General features: G+C 64.6%; 15 protein-coding genes. 9 read left to right on the forward strand and 6 right to left on the reverse strand.

The features are described from left to right. Positions 1–22 precede the first annotated feature (22 nt). From ZRA01_RS04425 to ZRA01_RS04435, 3 genes are all read right to left on the reverse strand, one after another. Positions 23–841, reverse strand: a complete 819-nt coding sequence (locus tag ZRA01_RS04425) for a ParB N-terminal domain-containing protein (protein ID WP_141349685.1) — start codon at positions 839–841, stop codon at positions 23–25. Between the two features lie 47 nt (positions 842–888). Further along, positions 889–1,503, reverse strand: a complete 615-nt coding sequence (locus tag ZRA01_RS04430; RefSeq protein WP_141349687.1) for a hypothetical protein — start codon at positions 1,501–1,503, stop codon at positions 889–891. Between the two features lie 109 nt (positions 1,504–1,612). Next, entirely contained in the window at positions 1,613–2,191 is a 579-nt protein-coding gene (locus tag ZRA01_RS04435; RefSeq protein ID WP_141349689.1) for a recombinase family protein, read from the reverse strand. Between the two features lie 479 nt (positions 2,192–2,670). On the opposite strand from ZRA01_RS04435, the gene ZRA01_RS04440 reads away from it, so the two are divergent. After that, positions 2,671–3,684 carry a hypothetical protein gene (locus tag ZRA01_RS04440; protein ID WP_141349691.1) on the forward strand — a complete coding sequence of 338 codons (1,014 nt, stop codon included), beginning with the start codon at positions 2,671–2,673 and terminating at the stop codon, positions 3,682–3,684. 277 nt (positions 3,685–3,961) lie between these two features. Here ZRA01_RS04440 and ZRA01_RS04445 read toward each other — a convergent pair whose 3' ends face one another. Further along, entirely contained in the window at positions 3,962–4,363 is a 402-nt protein-coding gene (locus ZRA01_RS04445) for a bacteriohemerythrin (protein WP_141349693.1), read from the reverse strand. Between the two features lie 135 nt (positions 4,364–4,498). Between ZRA01_RS04445 and ZRA01_RS04450 the strand changes: the two genes are divergently transcribed. From ZRA01_RS04450 to ZRA01_RS04465, 4 genes are all read left to right on the forward strand, one after another. Then, complete coding sequence (locus ZRA01_RS04450) at positions 4,499–4,792, forward strand: hypothetical protein (protein WP_141349695.1); 294 nt, start codon at positions 4,499–4,501, stop codon at positions 4,790–4,792. A 212-nt stretch (positions 4,793–5,004) separates the two neighbouring features. Beyond that, positions 5,005–8,499 (forward strand): PAS domain S-box protein, encoded by a 3,495-nt coding sequence (locus tag ZRA01_RS04455; protein ID WP_170182907.1) that lies wholly within the window; start codon positions 5,005–5,007, stop codon positions 8,497–8,499. A gap of 42 nt (positions 8,500–8,541) precedes the next feature. After that, positions 8,542–10,494 (forward strand): helicase-related protein, encoded by a 1,953-nt coding sequence (locus tag ZRA01_RS04460; protein ID WP_141349700.1) that lies wholly within the window; start codon positions 8,542–8,544, stop codon positions 10,492–10,494. A gap of 73 nt (positions 10,495–10,567) precedes the next feature. Beyond that, positions 10,568–10,966, forward strand: a complete 399-nt coding sequence (locus ZRA01_RS04465) for an FKBP-type peptidyl-prolyl cis-trans isomerase (protein WP_141349702.1) — start codon at positions 10,568–10,570, stop codon at positions 10,964–10,966. 9 nt (positions 10,967–10,975) lie between these two features. Here the strand turns inward: ZRA01_RS04465 and arsJ are convergent, their stop codons facing one another. Both arsJ and ZRA01_RS04475 read right to left on the reverse strand, forming a co-directional pair. Beyond that, entirely contained in the window at positions 10,976–12,217 is a 1,242-nt protein-coding gene (arsJ, locus tag ZRA01_RS04470) for an organoarsenical effux MFS transporter ArsJ (RefSeq protein ID WP_141349704.1), read from the reverse strand. Further along, positions 12,217–13,260 carry an ArsJ-associated glyceraldehyde-3-phosphate dehydrogenase gene (locus ZRA01_RS04475; RefSeq protein ID WP_141349706.1) on the reverse strand — a complete coding sequence of 348 codons (1,044 nt, stop codon included), beginning with the start codon at positions 13,258–13,260 and terminating at the stop codon, positions 12,217–12,219. The genes arsJ and ZRA01_RS04475 overlap by 1 nt, the downstream gene beginning before the upstream one ends. A 136-nt stretch (positions 13,261–13,396) precedes the next feature. Here ZRA01_RS04475 and ZRA01_RS04480 point away from each other — a divergent pair, with 136 nt between their 5' ends. The 4 genes from ZRA01_RS04480 (at position 13,397) to ZRA01_RS04495 (ending at position 16,107) form a co-directional block, all read left to right on the forward strand. Then, positions 13,397–13,741, forward strand: coding sequence for an ArsR/SmtB family transcription factor (locus tag ZRA01_RS04480; protein WP_141349708.1), 345 nt, complete (start codon positions 13,397–13,399; stop codon positions 13,739–13,741). Positions 13,742–13,914: 173 nt separating this feature from the next. Then, the gene (locus ZRA01_RS04485) at positions 13,915–14,427 is read left to right on the forward strand and encodes an arsenate reductase ArsC (RefSeq protein ID WP_141349710.1); all 513 of its coding nucleotides are present in this window, start codon (positions 13,915–13,917) and stop codon (positions 14,425–14,427) included. 1 nt (position 14,428) lies between these two features. Next, positions 14,429–15,472 (forward strand): ACR3 family arsenite efflux transporter, encoded by a 1,044-nt coding sequence (gene arsB, locus ZRA01_RS04490; RefSeq protein WP_141349712.1) that lies wholly within the window; start codon positions 14,429–14,431, stop codon positions 15,470–15,472. 86 nt (positions 15,473–15,558) lie between these two features. Next, the gene (locus ZRA01_RS04495; protein WP_141349714.1) at positions 15,559–16,107 is read left to right on the forward strand and encodes a sigma-70 family RNA polymerase sigma factor; all 549 of its coding nucleotides are present in this window, start codon (positions 15,559–15,561) and stop codon (positions 16,105–16,107) included. Positions 16,108–16,125: the final 18 nt, after the last annotated feature.

Below are 16,125 nucleotides of genomic sequence, written 5' to 3' on the forward strand. Positions count from 1 at the left end.
GGATGCACACACCGCGGCCCGGTCAGTCGTCGATGCCGATATCGTCGTCTTCTTCGTTCAGTGTCCAGTGCTCTCGAAGGAAGTCCGGCAGGCCTGCATCGTAGATTTCCAGGGCTCTGGCGAAGGCCTCGCGGCGCTGGTGGCCGCGCTTCCCCAAGTGCTTGGCGAGGATGTTGGCGAACTGCTGCGCCTCTTTCTCGATTCGGTCGTCCCAGTCGATTTCCTCGACCTCCTGGCCTTGGGCAAGCATCCGTGCTTGGTGCCAGTTGAGTTCGCTCGGGTCGCGGTCGGGGTGCAACTGGGCGAGCTTTGCCCGGACCTCGCGCATTGTGGCGACCGTGCGGACGCTGGCGCCGGATAGCTCTGCCACCTTGGCCTTGGAGAACGAGGTCTCCGCGAGGGTAAGCCGCCATGCGGTCTCGGTCTTCTCACGACTGCTCATGGTGAGCTTGTCGCGGGTGTTCCCTTCGGCCGCTCGGGCAGCGGCCGCTTCAAGGGGGCCGCTGAAGACCTCGACCGGAACGGCATGATGGCCCTTGCCGGCGCTACGGTAGGCTGCAATCCGATGATGTCCGTCAATACAGGCCCACCACTTACCGTCCCACCAGACGGTGATGGGGGCCAAGTCCTTGCCATGCTGGGGCGCCTTCGCCAATTCCTTGATATGCGCCTCGCTGACGTGCTTCAGGGGCTGCCGATGTTGGAACACCGGAATGTGGAGGCGGATTTCCTCGGGGCTGAGGTATTGCGGTGGCGTCTCCGGGGCCGGGTGGCCCTGCATGACCTGTGCCGCCAGTGCGTTCAATGCGGCCAGAAAGCTCGGCTCTTCTTTTACTCTCACTGCAAGTTCTCCAGGGCCTCGACAAGGGCCGCTTGTTGGTTCTTGGTCTACTCGTTCTCTCGCTGCTCCAGGCGGGCCACATAAAGCCCCGCCACGCCGAAGGCGGCCTTGATGTGTTCTGCGATGACCGCCAGCGTCCGGGGCGCCACATCGCGATAGACGCGCTTCGTCCGCTTTGCCTTGTCGTCCCAGTAGGTGCCCGCGTTGGTGTCGGTCAAGGCCCGTGCGCGTCTCGCTAGCTGGGCATCGAAGGCGGCATCGGACTTGAAGCGCCTGGGCTGCTCTTCCTGCATGAGGAACAGGGCGAGGACGGTCTCCGTCAGCGTCTCCACGGGCACCTCGCGGGCCAGCTTCACGAGTTCCTGGCCGGCTTCCCGCTCATGGGACATGAAGGCGCGGCCTCGCAGGGCCTCCGCCTCCTGGGCCTTGGCCGCGTCGATGACCACGCCCCAGCGCTGGGCAAGGATGCTCCAGGCCTGATTGCCTTGGTTCTTCTCCATCCGCAGTCTGACCCTCTGGCGGTAGGGCGCGAGTTCTTGAACGGTGACACCGGTCTGCTCGGGATGGCCGTGACGGCGCCGGATGGCCTTGTGTCGATTGCAGAGGGCGCCGAAGCCGGCTGCCGTCTCGGGGCACTGGGAAACGCTACAGGGTCTGCTCATGGGCTCCTTCGCGGGGAAATTCGTACCCGTCCCCTGGCACGGACAGGCACGGAAAAGAATTGAAGTAGTGACGGTGCTCGCGGCTGTTGGCTCGGCGAGCTGTGGGCGGTCAGGTTTGCGGCGCCTTCATGAGCCGCTGGAGGGTCGATAGCGCAATGCCCAGCTCCGCCGCGACCTTCCGCCAGCTCATGCCCTGGCTGAACAGGTCGGCAGCCTTGGCCCGCACGTCGGGGGCTGTCTTCGGCGGCCGTCCCAGCTTGAAGCCCTCGGCCTTCTTCTGGGCGAGCTTGGCCTTCGTCCGCTCCGAAATGATTTGCCGCTCGAACTGGCTGATGGCCGCGAGCATGTTCAAGGTGAGCTGCGACTGAGCCGAGCCGTCGAGCTTGCCCAGCCCCAGCACTTCGAGGGTGATACCGGCTTTGGCGAGGTCTTCCACTGTGGCGATCACGTCCAGCACGTTCCGGCCCAGCCGGTCGAGCTTGGCGACGACCAGCGTATCGCCAGCGGTCAGGCGGCTCCGAAGGTGCGCAAACTGGGGGCGCTCAAGGGCCGGCACTTTACCCGAGACGCCGTGCTCCACATAGACCCGGTCCGGCTCGATGACATGGCCGGCGTTGGTGATTTCACGAAGCTGCTGCTCCGTGGTCTGCTCGGTCGTCGAGACCCGTAGGTAGGCGAAGGTGGGCATGGCGTGCGGCTCCCGTCTTGTATTTAAAACGGGGTGCATTGTGTCGGTACGATGTACCGCCGTCAATACCGTGTTTGTCGGTACGGTTTGGCTGTACCGGATTTTGTACCGGCCAACGGTTATATTTCAGTACAAAACGGCGAGGTTCGGAGAGGGACCGGTCGGGCGCTCGGGGGAGGGCTGACGTGGCCCTCGATTCAGGTACGACTGATCTTTAGGTAGACACTCGACGTTTGCTGACAGAGCGGTGCTGTGCGGGGGCGAGGGGGGGGGAAGACTAGTCGCTCTCGAAGAGGGCTGGCCTCTAAGAAATTTCCGCCGAAATTCCTAGGAGAAATCCATTATCTTCCGCTTTGCTGCTAGCTAGTGGGTTCGCTCATCGTTATGTGGTGGTGGAGCCTTCCTGGTGGTATACTTAAACAGTATCTTTTGATGTCTTCGTCCTTACTGCCTCGGACAGCTTCGCCACTAGGGAACATATGACACTGCGAGACCAACTGAGCGAACTTCTCCCGGGTCTTCTGCCTGAAAACCCCGACAGTGCCGTTAATGGAACGTCTCTACTGGAGGCCGTTCGCCCGAGGCTTCAAGGTGAGTATACGGAAGCGACAATTCGACAGCACTTTTCGGTGATGGCTGGTGATCCGACATCTCCAATAGCGCGGGTGTCTCAGGGACACGGTTACTATCTGCGGGCTGCTACCCCAGTTGTGGAGGCTCAGGATGCGGTGTTGACTGAGGTTGGCGTGGTTGAGCAACCTGCCGAACAAGATGGCGGGAGGTCTAGTCAGCGGGAGGAGAAATTCCGCGCCTTGTTCATCCGTTATTGCGAAATTGGAAATCGTTTCCCTGTTCACATAGAGCATACCACTGCTGCAAGGCAGCCCGCAGGCGTAAACAAGTGGAAATTCCCGGATGTAGTTGTTCTGGACTGGGATGTGGGACGTATCTCTGATGCGGGCTATCAGATTGATCGTGGGCTCTTGGAGGTTAAGCGCAGCCTTGGGGACCAACCGTTCCGTCTTACGAGTGTCGAATTGAAGGTTGGACTAAGTTTGTCGTCGTTCCGCGAGAGCTTTTTTCAATGTGTGAGTAACTCAAAGTGGGCGCATCATGCGTATTTGGTTACTGCCAATGCGCTTCAAGATGAGACGCTCGTGAGGGAGCTACGAAGGCTGGGAACGTCATTTGATATTTCGGTTCTATCCTATGGGCTATCGAACGAGGTGTTGGACCAGTTGCCCAATGCGGAGGTGATTCTGCGCAGTAATGACCAAGAAATTGAACGGCTTGCTGCTGCTATCTCGATTTCCCGCGTGTCGTCTGGTCGGGCTCGAGAGGCTCTTGACTGGGAACACATTGAGGACGTCCGGACTCAAAGCGGGGATATTAATGACGTATTCGTCTGGATATCTCGTTGTCTCATTGATGGTCGTCCTTACGCTTTTGATGACTTTAAGCAGATAGCCCAGCTTGAGGCTGGATACAGGTAGAGCACCTCCAGTTATTGATGTGGGGTTGATTTCGTGACTCTTCGTGGGTACATTGTTGGGAACATTTCCGAGCGAGGCCTTCGGAAACCCGCGTAGATACTGGGATTGCGGCACTCTCTGCACAATCCCTCACTCTCCGCCAAGACCTAGTTTCAAGCGCAAAGCCCTGAGAAATCAGGGCTTTTTGCTTTTCTACGGCAGCCTGGAATGTTGAGGGTGCTTGATCGGCTTGCTCAGCCACCCCCAGTACTCATCAATAAGCAGGTTTCAGGATGCGCTACAGGCTGGTGCGGGCCAGGAAGCGCTTATAGCCGAGATCACAGTCGCGAACGTGATTCAGGACCAGATCCCTGGCGAGCTGGGGCAGGCCGGCGATGTCGAATCGATCATGAATCGTCGCGTAGAGCAGGTCGGTCAGACGGCCGCGAAGCGCGTCATGCTCGGCCTGATGTGTCTTGAAATGAGGGTATCCGAACTCGCGCAGGACGCGCTCCTCGGTTTCGAAGTGTTCGTGAACCAGCGCGGCCAGGTCGTTCAGCAACGCGATGAGGTCGCCTTCGTTCATGCCGTCCGCACTCCCGAAAAGCCTGTTGCAGAGCAGCAGCAGCCTTTCATGCTGTGCATCCAGAATGGGGTGACCGACACTCAATGCGGGAGACCAAGCAGACTCGGGTGACATAACCGGCGTTCCAAAGACTAAAGCTGATTGATTTTAGCCCCACGCACAGGGCGAAAACCGGTACTTGTTGCGCCGCAGAACATTTTAACGGTTTATTACAATCGCCTTGATCCTGTCTGCTCGGCAGGCGTTCAGATGCTGTACGCAACCTTGCGGCCAATCCCCGCCTGGCGCCGGATTCCGGCCGCCAACGATCCACTCCCGGAGTCTGGCGAGCAGCTGATCGAGCCCAACAGGCGTGCCCAGATGGTCGCTCAAGCCCGCGGCGAGGCATTGCCCGTGGTCCTCGAGCATGACGCTGACGATCATCTCAATGATCCTGGAAATCGCGGCCGGACGCGTCCGATCGGCTCGACAACGACTGCGCACCTTGATTGGTGTGCGTTTGAAACCGCAGCGATCCCGCGCATCTCGTGGGCCCTTCGCTAAAGCTCCCGGGCGGCGTGCCGTTCTTCCATAAAGCCCCTGCAGATGCACGATAATAGGCTTGTTTGCCCCGGAATCCGGTTGTTGGCTGATCGTTGGCGCGTCGCCCGGGCAGGGGCCCATGAGCAAACAATTCACGCTCGGTTGCACCGCCCGGATGGATCCAGATGCCCCCAGTTTTCAGTAGGTTTTCGCTCAGCAGACGTTTGTGGCTCGTGCTGCTCGTAGCGATCGTTCCGCTTGCAGCGCTGACCTTCCACGATTACCGGGCAAATCGTGCCAAGGCGGTCGAGGACATCGAACTCCACGCGAGGCTGCTGGTGCAGCGGGTGCAGGTGGAGGAGGCTGCGGCTCAGCGCCAGGTCCGCCAGCTGCTGGCCTCGATGGCGATGGCCAACGACATGGCCGGCCTCGACCCAGGCGCCTGCAATGCGCTGGCCCAGCGGCTTTCCAGGTCGGTGGACGACATTTCCAACCTCGGTGCGGTCACGGCGGACGGCAAGGTCTTCTGCAGCTCGCTGCCCGATGCACGGCCCGTCGATGTGTCGGATCGGGTCTGGTTTCATGACGTCCGTACCGCACCGGGGCTGACCCCCGGACAGTTCGTGATCGGCAAGATGTCGGGCAAGCCTGGCATCACGTTTGGCTATCCGCTGCGTGACGGCGCGGGAAACTTCCTGGCAGCCGTCTTCGCAGCGACAAACATCCGCTGGTTCGACCGCCTCACCACCAGCTATCAGCTGCCAACCGGGTGGACATCCGTCCTGTTCAGCGCCGACGGCGAAGCCATCTCGCGCTTCCCCGAGCCTGAAAAGTGGCGCACCGCCAGATTGCCGGAAGAAAGCCGACGGGCGCTGGTGGCGGCGATCAAGGCAAACCAGCGTCGCGTCCTGATGACCGGGCTGGATGGCGTAGAGCAGCTGTTCGTCCTCGAGCCCGTGCGCATCGCCAACAGCGCTCTGATCGTAAGCGTCGCGGCCCCGATAAATCAGGTCGTCGCGCAGATCGACCAGGGCTTGTGGCTGAGCTTCAGCCTGCTCGCGGTCACAACGCTCGTCTCATTGCTGCTGGCCCGTTACCTGCTGCACCGTTTCGTGGAAAACGGCATCAAGAGGCTGAACACCGCCGCGCAAGGTGTCAGCGCCGGGCGCTTCGACACCCGCCTTCCCACCGCCGACCTGCCCCCCGAGTTCGCGCATCTCAACGCCAGCTTCAACGCGATGGTCCAGGAGCTTGAGCGCAGGGCAGGGCAGGAGCACGCCAATCAGCTGGCCCTCAAGCATCTGAACCACGACCTCGAGGCGCGGATGAGCGAGCTCGCCCAGAGCGAATCCCGCTACCGCCGCTTCTTCGAGAACAGCAGTTCCGTGATGCTCATCATCGACCCACACGATGGAGCCATCATAGACGCCAACAAGGCCGCGTCCCGTTTTTACGGCTGGTCACAGCGGGAGCTCCTGGCGATGAACATCTCGCAGATCAACACCATGACCCCGGACGAGCTGCACAATGAAATGCAGCGGGCCCACGCGACTGCGACGAGTCACTTCAGCTTCCGGCATCGCCGCGCCGACGGTTCGATCCGGCATGTCGAATCCTTCTGTGGGCCAATCGACATCGGTGATCGCCGGCTGCTTTACTCCATCGTCCATGACGTCACCGAGCGGCACAAGGCTGAAGCCGAACTGCGCAAACTCTCGATGGCCATCGAGCAAAGCCCCGAGAGCATCGTCATCACCAACCTCGAAGCCACGATCGAGTATGTCAATGAAGCCTTCGTGAGGGCGACCGGCTACCAGCGTGAAGAAGTCATCGGCCAGAACCCGAAGATCCTCCACTCCGGCCAGACCTCGAAGGAAGAACACGCGGCCCTGTGGGCGGCGCTGTCAAAAGGGCAAACCTGGAAAGGGGAGTTCATCAACCGGCGCAAGGACGGCAGCGACTACGTCGAGTTTGCGGTGATCAGTCCGGTCTTCGACACCGACGGGCAGGTGACGCACTACGTCGCCGTCAAGGAAGACATCACCGAAAAGAAACGCCTGGCCGTCGAACTCGACCACTACCGGGAGCACCTGGAAGAAGTGGTGATGTCCCGGACCGAGGAGCTCGAACAGGCCAAGACGCAGGCCGAGGCCGCAAACCGGGCCAAGAGCGCCTTCCTGGCCAACATGAGCCATGAGATCCGCACCCCGATGAACGCCATCATCGGGGTATGCCACCTGATGCAGCACAAGCCGGGGCGTAACGACGAGGATGTGGAATATCTGCACAAGATCGACACCTCGGCCCGGCACCTGCTCACCATCATCAACGACATCCTCGATCTGTCGAAGATCGAATCCGGGCGGCTCGAGCTCGAGAAGGTCGACTTTTCGGTAGCCGCCGTGCTCGACCAGGTCCGCTCCATCATCTCCGAATCGGCCCGATCCAAGCAGCTCGCGGTGGAGGTCGCCTGCGAGTCGGCGCCCCTGTGGGTGCAGGGCGACGTCACGCGGTTCCGGCAGGCCTTGCTCAATCTGGCCAGCAATGCCGTCAAGTTCACCGCATCCGGGTCGATCGTCATCCGCGCCCGCCTGGTCGCCCAAGCGGCCGGCACGCTCACCATCCGGGCCGAGGTCCAGGATACCGGGATCGGCCTAAGCAAGGACGCGCAGGCCAATCTGTTCCAGAGCTTCGTACAGGCCGACGCGTCAACAACCCGCCGGTTTGGCGGAACGGGCCTCGGGCTGGCGATCACCCGCCGCCTGGCCGCCTTGATGGGGGGCGAGGCGGGGGTCGAGAGCGAGCCCGGCGTCGGCAGCACATTCTGGTTCAGCCTCACGGTGGAGGAGGGGCGCAGCACCAACACCACCGCCAGCGAGACACCCGACACTGCGCAATTGATCGAGAAGCTGCAAGCCTGTGCCGGACGATTCCGCCTTCTCGTCGTGGATGACGAGGATATCAATCGGGAGGTCGCCATCGAACTCCTCAAGTCGGCCGGCCTGCAGGCCGACACCGCGGTGGATGGCATCGAGGCGTTGGAGAAGGTGAAAGCCACCGACTACGCGCTGGTGCTCATGGACATGCAGATGCCGCGCCTCGACGGCGTCGAAGCCGCCCGCCAGATCTGCGCCCTCGCCGGGCGGCCGCGCACACGCATCATCGCCATGACCGCCAACGCCTTCTCCGAAGACCGGGCGCGTTGCCTAGCCGCCGGCATGGTGGATTTCGTCACCAAGCCAGTCGACCCGCAGATGCTCTACGGCGTCATCCTCAAATGGCTCAACGAACCCGCGGCGCTGGCCGGCGAGCCCCAAAACCCCCATACTGCGCCAGCCGCTCAGCAGCCCCATTTCCCGCAGCCCTGCGCCTCGGCCGCCCTGCAGGCGCTCGCAGCCAGCCCCTTGATCGATGTGGATTACGCCCTCAAGAACCTGGGCGGCAAGGAAGCGCTGCTGCTGCGACTCGTCAAGCAGTTCGTCCTGTCAAACGGCAACGCCCTCGACACCCTCAAGGCGCACCTGCAAGCAGGCGACCGGGTTTCGGCCCGGCGTGTCGCGCACTCCCTAAAGGGGTCGGCCGCCACGCTGGGAATGCGCGCCTTGAGAGAGAGCGCCGCAAGACTGGAAGCCGCCTTGATGGACGGCGGCGAACTGGAGACGCTGGTGGACGATCTCGACAGGCGCCTCCAGGAGGTCATCGCCACACTGCAGCCCATCAGCACCTGATCGAACCCGAACGGGCGCGCCCAAGCACGCGCCCGCAATCAAATGAACACTCCGCCCAACAGCCCGACCACCGACCTCCGTTTCTCCCGCACCCTAAGCAGCAACCGCGTCTGGCTCGCCGCCGGCCGTCGGGCGATCGTGGCGGGAGAAAATCTTCGGGTTTTCGGGCACATCCCCGAAACCTGCCTCGGTCAGCAGGCCCACTGGCGCCGACGGACCAGCGAGGCGCGGGACGCCGCCGAACAGGAGATCTTGCGGGCCCACGGCGCGCACCTCGAGCAGGCCCTCGAGGCCGCGATCGCCGAGATCGAGGCTTACCTCGAAACCTGCCGCAGGGAAGGCCTCCAGCCCAACCTGAACAAGCTGCGCGAAGACTGGGCCAGCGGCGAGATGGACCTCACCCGCGTGGGCAAGGCGCTACGGCAGTCGCTCGACGACATGCAGGCCCGGCTGCGCCACCGCGATCTGGCCGAACAGATCGGCCGCACGGTCAGACTGTCCGACTACCCGGACACCTTTCCGGCCCGCCGACGCCCGCGCCGCCTGATCGCGGTGCTCGGCCCGACCAACTCGGGCAAGACCCACGACGCCTTCGAACGGCTGGCGACGGCCGCCTCCGGCATCTACCTGGGCCCGCTGCGGCTGCTGGCCCTCGAGGCCTTCACCCGCCTGAATGACGAGTTCGGCGTCAGCGCCTCCCTCATCACCGGCGAAGAGCGGCGCATCGTCGAGGGCAGCCGGGTGACGGCCTCCACCATCGAGATGCTCGACCCGACCCGTGAGATCGACGTGGCGGTGATCGACGAGATCCAGATGCTCAGCGACCCCGACCGAGGCTGGGCGTGGACCCAGGCGGTGGTGGGCGCCAACGCCCGGGAGGTCTGGCTGCTCGGCGCCCTGTCGGCGGAGCCGGCGATCCAGGCCCTGGCGGCCCGGCTCGGCCTGCCGCTGGAGGTCCGCCACAAGACGCGCAAGCACCCCCTCGTCGTCGGCCACGCCCTCGCCAACAACCCCGCCGGCGCGCTGCGCAAGGCCCGGCGCGGCGACGCCTTCATCGTGTTCTCCCGGCGTGACGCGCTCAACCTGCGCGACGACCTGCTGGCCCTCGGCAAGCCGGTGGCCTGCATCTATGGCGCCCTGTCGCCCGAGGTGCGCGAGCGCGAGGCCCGCCGCTTCGCGGGCGGCGACGCTGACATCCTGGTCGCCACCGACGCCATCGGGATGGGCCTCAACCTGCCGATCCAGCGGGTGGTGTTCACCGCCGTTCACAAGTACGACGGCGTCAAACGGGCCGAGCTCACCCCGTCGCTGCTCCAGCAGATCGGCGGCCGGGCAGGGCGCTTCGGGCACCAGGACGAGGAGGGCGTCGTGGCCGGCCTTACCCCGGCCGAGCACGGCATTGTCACGGCCCTGATGAAGGCGCCCCAGCCGGCGCTGGCCCCGGCCGGCTTCCAGATCACCGCCGGCAGCGCCTACCTCGAACAGATCGCCGACATGTCCGGAGACCGCCGGCTCGAGGCGCTGCTGTCGCTGTTCCTGCTCCATGCCGATTGCGGCGACGGCTTCTTCACGCCCTTCGTGCCCGAAGAGCAACTGGCCCGCGCGGCCCAGCTCGACCGCATGAAGCGGCTCACGCTGCAGCAGAAACACACCTTCTCGATGGCCCCGATGGCGTCCCAGAACGAGACCATTGACGGCGTCTGGCGCGACTGGGCCTACACCGCCAACCAGGGCAAGCCGATCCAGCTTAACTTCCTGCCCGCCTCGGCGCGCAAGGCCTCCCTAGAAGACGCCGAGACCACCGTGCGCCTGCTGGCCGCCTACCGCTGGTTCGGCTACCGGCTCCCCGAGCTGTTCATCGACCACACGCTGGCCGACGAGAGCCTCGCGCCGTGGATCAGCGCCGTCGATGGCCACCTGCGCAGCCGCTACAAACAGGGCGTCGGCGGCGGGCGGAAAGGCGTTCCCAGCTGGTACTGGCCGCAAAAGCGCTGAAAGCCGCGCAAAGGCACGAAGCGGCGGGGCATGTTGGCTACAATCGACGGCTCGACCCACACGGAGCATGACCATGCACATTGCCACCCCGTTTTTCGCCGTCGCCCTCCTGGCCTCCGCCGCCGCGTTCGCCGCGCCGGCCACTGAAACCCTACCGTCCGGCGTCAAGATCGAGCACCTCAAGCTCGGCGAAGGCGACAGCCCGACGGCCTCCAGCCAGGTCATGGTGCATTACCGGGGCATGCTGCTCAACGGCACCGAGTTCGACAGCTCCCACAAACGCGGCCAGCCGGCCAGCTTCGTCCTCAACCAGGTGATCCCGTGCTGGACCCAAGGCGTCCAGAAGATGAAGGTCGGCGGCACCGCCAGGTTCACCTGCCCGCCGGAAACCGCCTACGGCTCCCGCGACCTCGGCAAGATCCCGCCCAACAGCACCCTCAACTTCGAAGTCCAGCTGCTCGGCATCCGCTGAGCGGCGGTTTCACCCCTGCGCCGTGCCCACTTCGGCACGCTGCAGGGGCAAGGCGAGCGTGCACGCCCAGCAGATCGCCAGCATCACCGCCGAACCGACCAGCCCGTACAGCAGCCCGCCCCACTGGTACAGCAGTCCGGACAGCAGCGTGCCGATGAAGCGCCCCAGCGCATTGGCCGCGTAGTAAAAACCCACATCCTCCGCCGCCTTCTCCGACCCCGCATAGGCCAGGATCAGATAGGAGTGCACCGACGAATTCACCGCAAAGGCGACGCCGAACACGCCCAGCCCGGCCACCACCACCCATTCGAGCCGGGGCGCGTCGAAGGCCACCGCCAGCGCCAGCGCGACCGGCACCAGCGCCAGCGCTGCCGACCACCCGCGGGCGGCCGGCACCTCGGTGGAGAGCCCGTCGGCGCTACGCTTTACCACCTGCGGCGCCACGGCCTGCACGAGGCCGTAGCCGATCGTCCACAGGGCCAGAAAGCTGCCGACCATCGTGAAGGTCCAGCCCCGGGAGTACAGAAACACCGGCACCCCGACCACGAACCACACGTCCCGCGCCCCAAAAAGCACCACCCGCGCCGCCGCCAGGGTGTTGATGCCCGGGCTCTTGGCAAACAGCTCCTTCGCCGATTTCGACGCCTTGCCCTTGCCCATCAGCGGCGGCAGCGACGTCAGCACCCCCGCCAGCACCAGCGCCAGCAGGCCCGCCATGACCCACAGGGATTGGCTGAAGCACAGCGTCTCGAGGAGCAGCCCACCCAGAAAGAAGCCCACGCCCTTCATCGCGTTCTTGCTGCCGGTGAACCAGGCGACCCACCTGAAGAGCTGGCTGGCGCTTTCCTCCTTTGCCGCGGCGGCGGTCACCTTGATCGCCGACTTGCTGGCCGTCTTGGTGAGATCCTTGGCGACGCCGCACACGCCCTGGGCCGCCACCACCCACGCCACCGACATCAAGGCCGTCCAGCCGGGCTGCAGCATCGAGAGCAGCGTGAAGCCGGCGATCTGCGTGACCAGGCCCACCGCGAGCATCCGCGTGATGCCGTAGCGCGTCGCCAGCCAGCCGCCGATCAGGTTGGCCACCACGCCGGCCGCCTCGTAGAGCAGGAACAGGAAGGCCAGCGTGAAGGGCGAATAGCCCAGCCGGTAGAAGTGCAGCAGCACCAGCATCCGCAAGGCGCCATCGGTGAGGGTGAAGCCCCAGTAGGCGGCGGTGACGATGGCGTAGTTGCGGGCAGCGTGCTGCATCAGATCCCCACTGATTCCATGTGGCAGGCCAGGTCCACCATCCGGCAGGCGTAGCCCATCTCGTTGTCGTGCCAGGCGTAAACCTTGAGCAGGGTGCCATCGGTGACCATGGTCGACAGCGCATCGACGATGGCGCTGCGGGTGTCGCGGGCGTAATCGACGCTCACCAGCGGGCGCTCCTCGTAGCCCAGGATGCCGGCCAGCTCGCCCTTGGCCGCGGCGGCGAAGAGGCCGTTCACCTCGTCCGCCGTGGTGGCGCGCTGCAGCTCGAACACGCAGTCGGTGAGCGACGCGTTGAGCACCGGCGCACGCACCGCGTGGCCGTTGAGCTTGCCCTTCAGCTCCGGGTAGATCAGCGCGATCGCGGTGGCGCTGCCGGTGGTGGTGGGGGCCAGGCTCATCATCGCGCTGCGGGCGCGGCGCAAGTCTTTGTGGGGTGCATCGACCACCAGGTTGGTGTTGGTGGGGTCGTGGATGGTGGTGATCTGCCCGTGGCGGATGCCCAGGTTCTCGTGGATCACCTTGACCACCGGCGCCAGGCAGTTGGTGGTGCACGACGCCGCGGTGACGATGCGGTCCCGCGCCGGCTGGTACTGCTCGTGATTGATGCCCACCACGATGTTGAGCACACCACCCACCTTCACCGGCGCGGCAACGATCACACGTTTGGCACCCCGGTCCAGATGGCCCTGCAGGGTCTCGGGGGTGAGGAACTTGCCGGTGCATTCGAGCACCACCTCCACGCCCAGCTCGCCCCACGGGATCTCCGCCGAGCCGGCGTGGGCGCTGAAGCCGAGCCGCCTGTCATCGATGCGGATGCAGTCGTCGCCCTCCGCGGCGATGTCGGCGCGCCACTTGCCCTGCACGCTGTCGAAGGCGAGGAGGTGCGCCGTGGCCGCCGCGCCGCCCTTGAGCTCATTGAGGTGGACGACCTCCAGCCGGTTGCCCGCCCGCGGGTCGTCGGGCTGACGCTCGGCCGCGCCCATGGCGGCGCGCAGCGCCAGACGGCCGATGCGGCCCATGCCGTTGATGCCAACTCTCATGCTTTCCTCACGATTTGATATTTTTACAATGATCGAATTGTTTCATCCGATCATTGCAGTTCCGTTACACCCAAGCCAGCCTGTCGGGACCGGGCAAATTAATTCCATACTTCTCGAAGTGTTGTATATTGACGCAATGGAAACCAAGACCGCAACCACGATTTTCGAGTCACTGTCGTCCGGCTGGCGCCTCGAGGCCTTCCGGCTGCTCGTCAAGAAGGGCCCGGAAGGCATGGTGGCCGGCGACATCGCCGCGGCCCTCGATCTCGCACCTTCCAGCCTGTCCTTTCACCTCAAGGCGCTCACCCACGCCGGCATGGTCACCGTGGAGCAGGAGGGCCGCTTCCTGCGCTACCGCGCCAACCTTCCCCTGATGGCAGAGCTGATCGCCTACCTGACCGAGGAGTGCTGCGCCGGCGTGCCCGGCCAATGCGCCGAGGCGGTGGGCGCGAAGGCCTGCATCGACAAACTCGCCTGCTGAAGGGCCCACCGAAGGCCACGACTCGGCAAATAGTTTTTGGTACAAGATTTCGATAGTTGTAAAAAAATCAAAGTTTTCAATTGGCAGGATCTTACGCACCGTGAGCGCGCCGGTAACTCACCCATCGGCAAGGCTTTCAAGCTGAAACCCTGATTTTTAGAATGGAGTTCAAGATGTCCGACAAGATCTACAACGTGCTTTTCCTGTGCACCTCCAACTCGGCCCGCAGCATCCTCGCCGAAGCCATCCTGGACGAAGTCGGCAAGGGCCGCTTCCGGGCCTTCAGTGCCGGCAGCCAGCCGGCAGGGCAGGTCAGCCCCAGCGCGCTTGAGCTGCTGCAGCGCCACCGGATCAGCACCGAAGGCCTGCGCAGCAAGGACTGGAACGAGTTTGCGGGGCCCGATGCGCCGCATCTGGATTTCGTGTTCACGGTATGCGACAAGGCCGCCGGCGAGGCTTGCCCGGTGTGGCCCGGCCAGCCGATGACGGCCCACTGGGGTGTCGAGGATCCGGTCGCCGCGGTGGGCTCGGCGGACGAGATCCAGCGCGCCTTCTCCCAGGCCTTCATGCTGCTGCACCGGCGCATCTCGCTGTTCGCGAGCCTGCCGCTGGCCAAGCTGGAGGGGCAGGTCCTCAAGCGCGAGCTCGACCAGATCGGCCAGTCCGCGTCCACGCAAGAGGCCTGAGATGGGGCGCTTCGAACGCTACCTGAGCCTGTGGGTCGCGCTGGGCATCGCGGCCGGGGTCGGCCTGGGCCTGCTGGTGCCGGGCGCCTTCCACTTCATCGCGGGGCTGGAGCTGACCCATGTGAACCTGGTGGTGGCGGTGTTCATCTGGGTGATGATCTACCCGATGATGATCCAGATCGACTGGCACGCGGTTAAGGACGTGGGCCGCAAGCCCCGCGGCCTCATCCTGACGCTGGTCGTAAACTGGTTGATCAAGCCCTTCACGATGGCGGTGCTGGGCGTGCTGTTCTTCCAGTACCTGTTCGCCCCGTGGGTCGACCCGCAGTCGGCCAGCGAGTACATCGCCGGGATGATTCTGCTGGGGGTTGCGCCATGCACCGCGATGGTCTTCGTGTGGAGCCAGCTGGTGAAGGGCGACGCCAACTACACGCTGGTGCAGGTGTCGGTGAACGATCTGATCATGGTGTTTGCCTTCGCGCCGATCGCGGCCTTCCTGCTGGGCGTCACCGACATCACGGTGCCCTGGGAAACCCTGGTGCTGTCGACGGTGCTCTACGTGGTGCTGCCGCTCATTGCCGGCATGGCCACGCGCCACGCCCTGGAGCGCCGCTCGCCCCGGGCGGTGGGCGACTTCGTGGGCCGGCTCAAGCCCTGGTCCATCGTCGGCCTGATCGCCACCGTGGTGGTGCTGTTCGGTTTCCAGGCCGGCACCATCATCGCGCAGCCACTGGTGATCGCGATGATCGCGGTGCCGCTGATCGTGCAGAGCTACGGAATCTTTGCTGTAGCGCTGATCGGTGCGCGCCTGCTGAAGCTGCCCTTCGACGTGGCCGGGCCGGCCTGCCTGATCGGCACCTCCAACTTCTTCGAGCTAGCCGTGGCGGTGGCGATCTCGCTGTTCGGCCTGGAGTCGGGCGCGGCCCTGGCCACAGTGGTAGGTGTGCTGGTCGAGGTGCCGGTGATGCTGTCTCTGGTGGCCATTCTCAACCGTGGCCGGCACTGGTTCGACTACCCGGGGCGCCCACGGCCTGCGGGCCGGTGACGACCTCCGTGGGAGGGCGGGCGGCGGCGTGACGGCCGGCGTAAGATCAGGCCAGACCCTCCCGCGCCGCCCTTGCTGAGGTGATCATGACCGTACCGTGTTTGCTCGCCGCCTGGTCTGCCCACGAGGCCGAGCTGCGGCGCTACCTGCGCCACTGCCTGGCCGATCGGGACGAGGCCGACGATCTGCTTCACGACCTCTTCCTGAAAGCCTGCCGGCAGGGCGAGGCATTTTGCGCCGTGAGCCAGCCCCGCGCCTGGCTGTTCGAGGTAGCGCGCAACACCGTCCTCGACCACCTCCGGCGCCGGCGCCCGACGCTGCCACTGCCACCCGATCTCGCCGCCGCCGAGCCCGCCGAAACCTGCGACGCGCCGGTCGACCAACTCGCCCAATGCCTGCCGCGGGTGCTGGCGGAGCTGTCGCCGGAAGACCGGGAGGCCGTCAGCCTGTGCGACCTGGGCGGCATGTCGCAGGCGGCCTTTGCCGAGCTCAAGGGCCTGTCGCTGCCGGGGGCCAAATCCCGGGTGCAGCGGGCGCGCCGGCGGCTGCGCGAGCAACTGTCGGTGGCGTGCCAGGTAAAGCTCGACGGGGCAGGGCAGGTGTGCTGCTTCGTCCCGCGTCCGCCGATCGATTGATTTGGCTGACGGCGCTGC

Source organism: Zoogloea ramigera, from assembly GCF_006539865.1.
Lineage (GTDB): Bacteria > Pseudomonadota > Gammaproteobacteria > Burkholderiales > Rhodocyclaceae > Zoogloea > Zoogloea ramigera.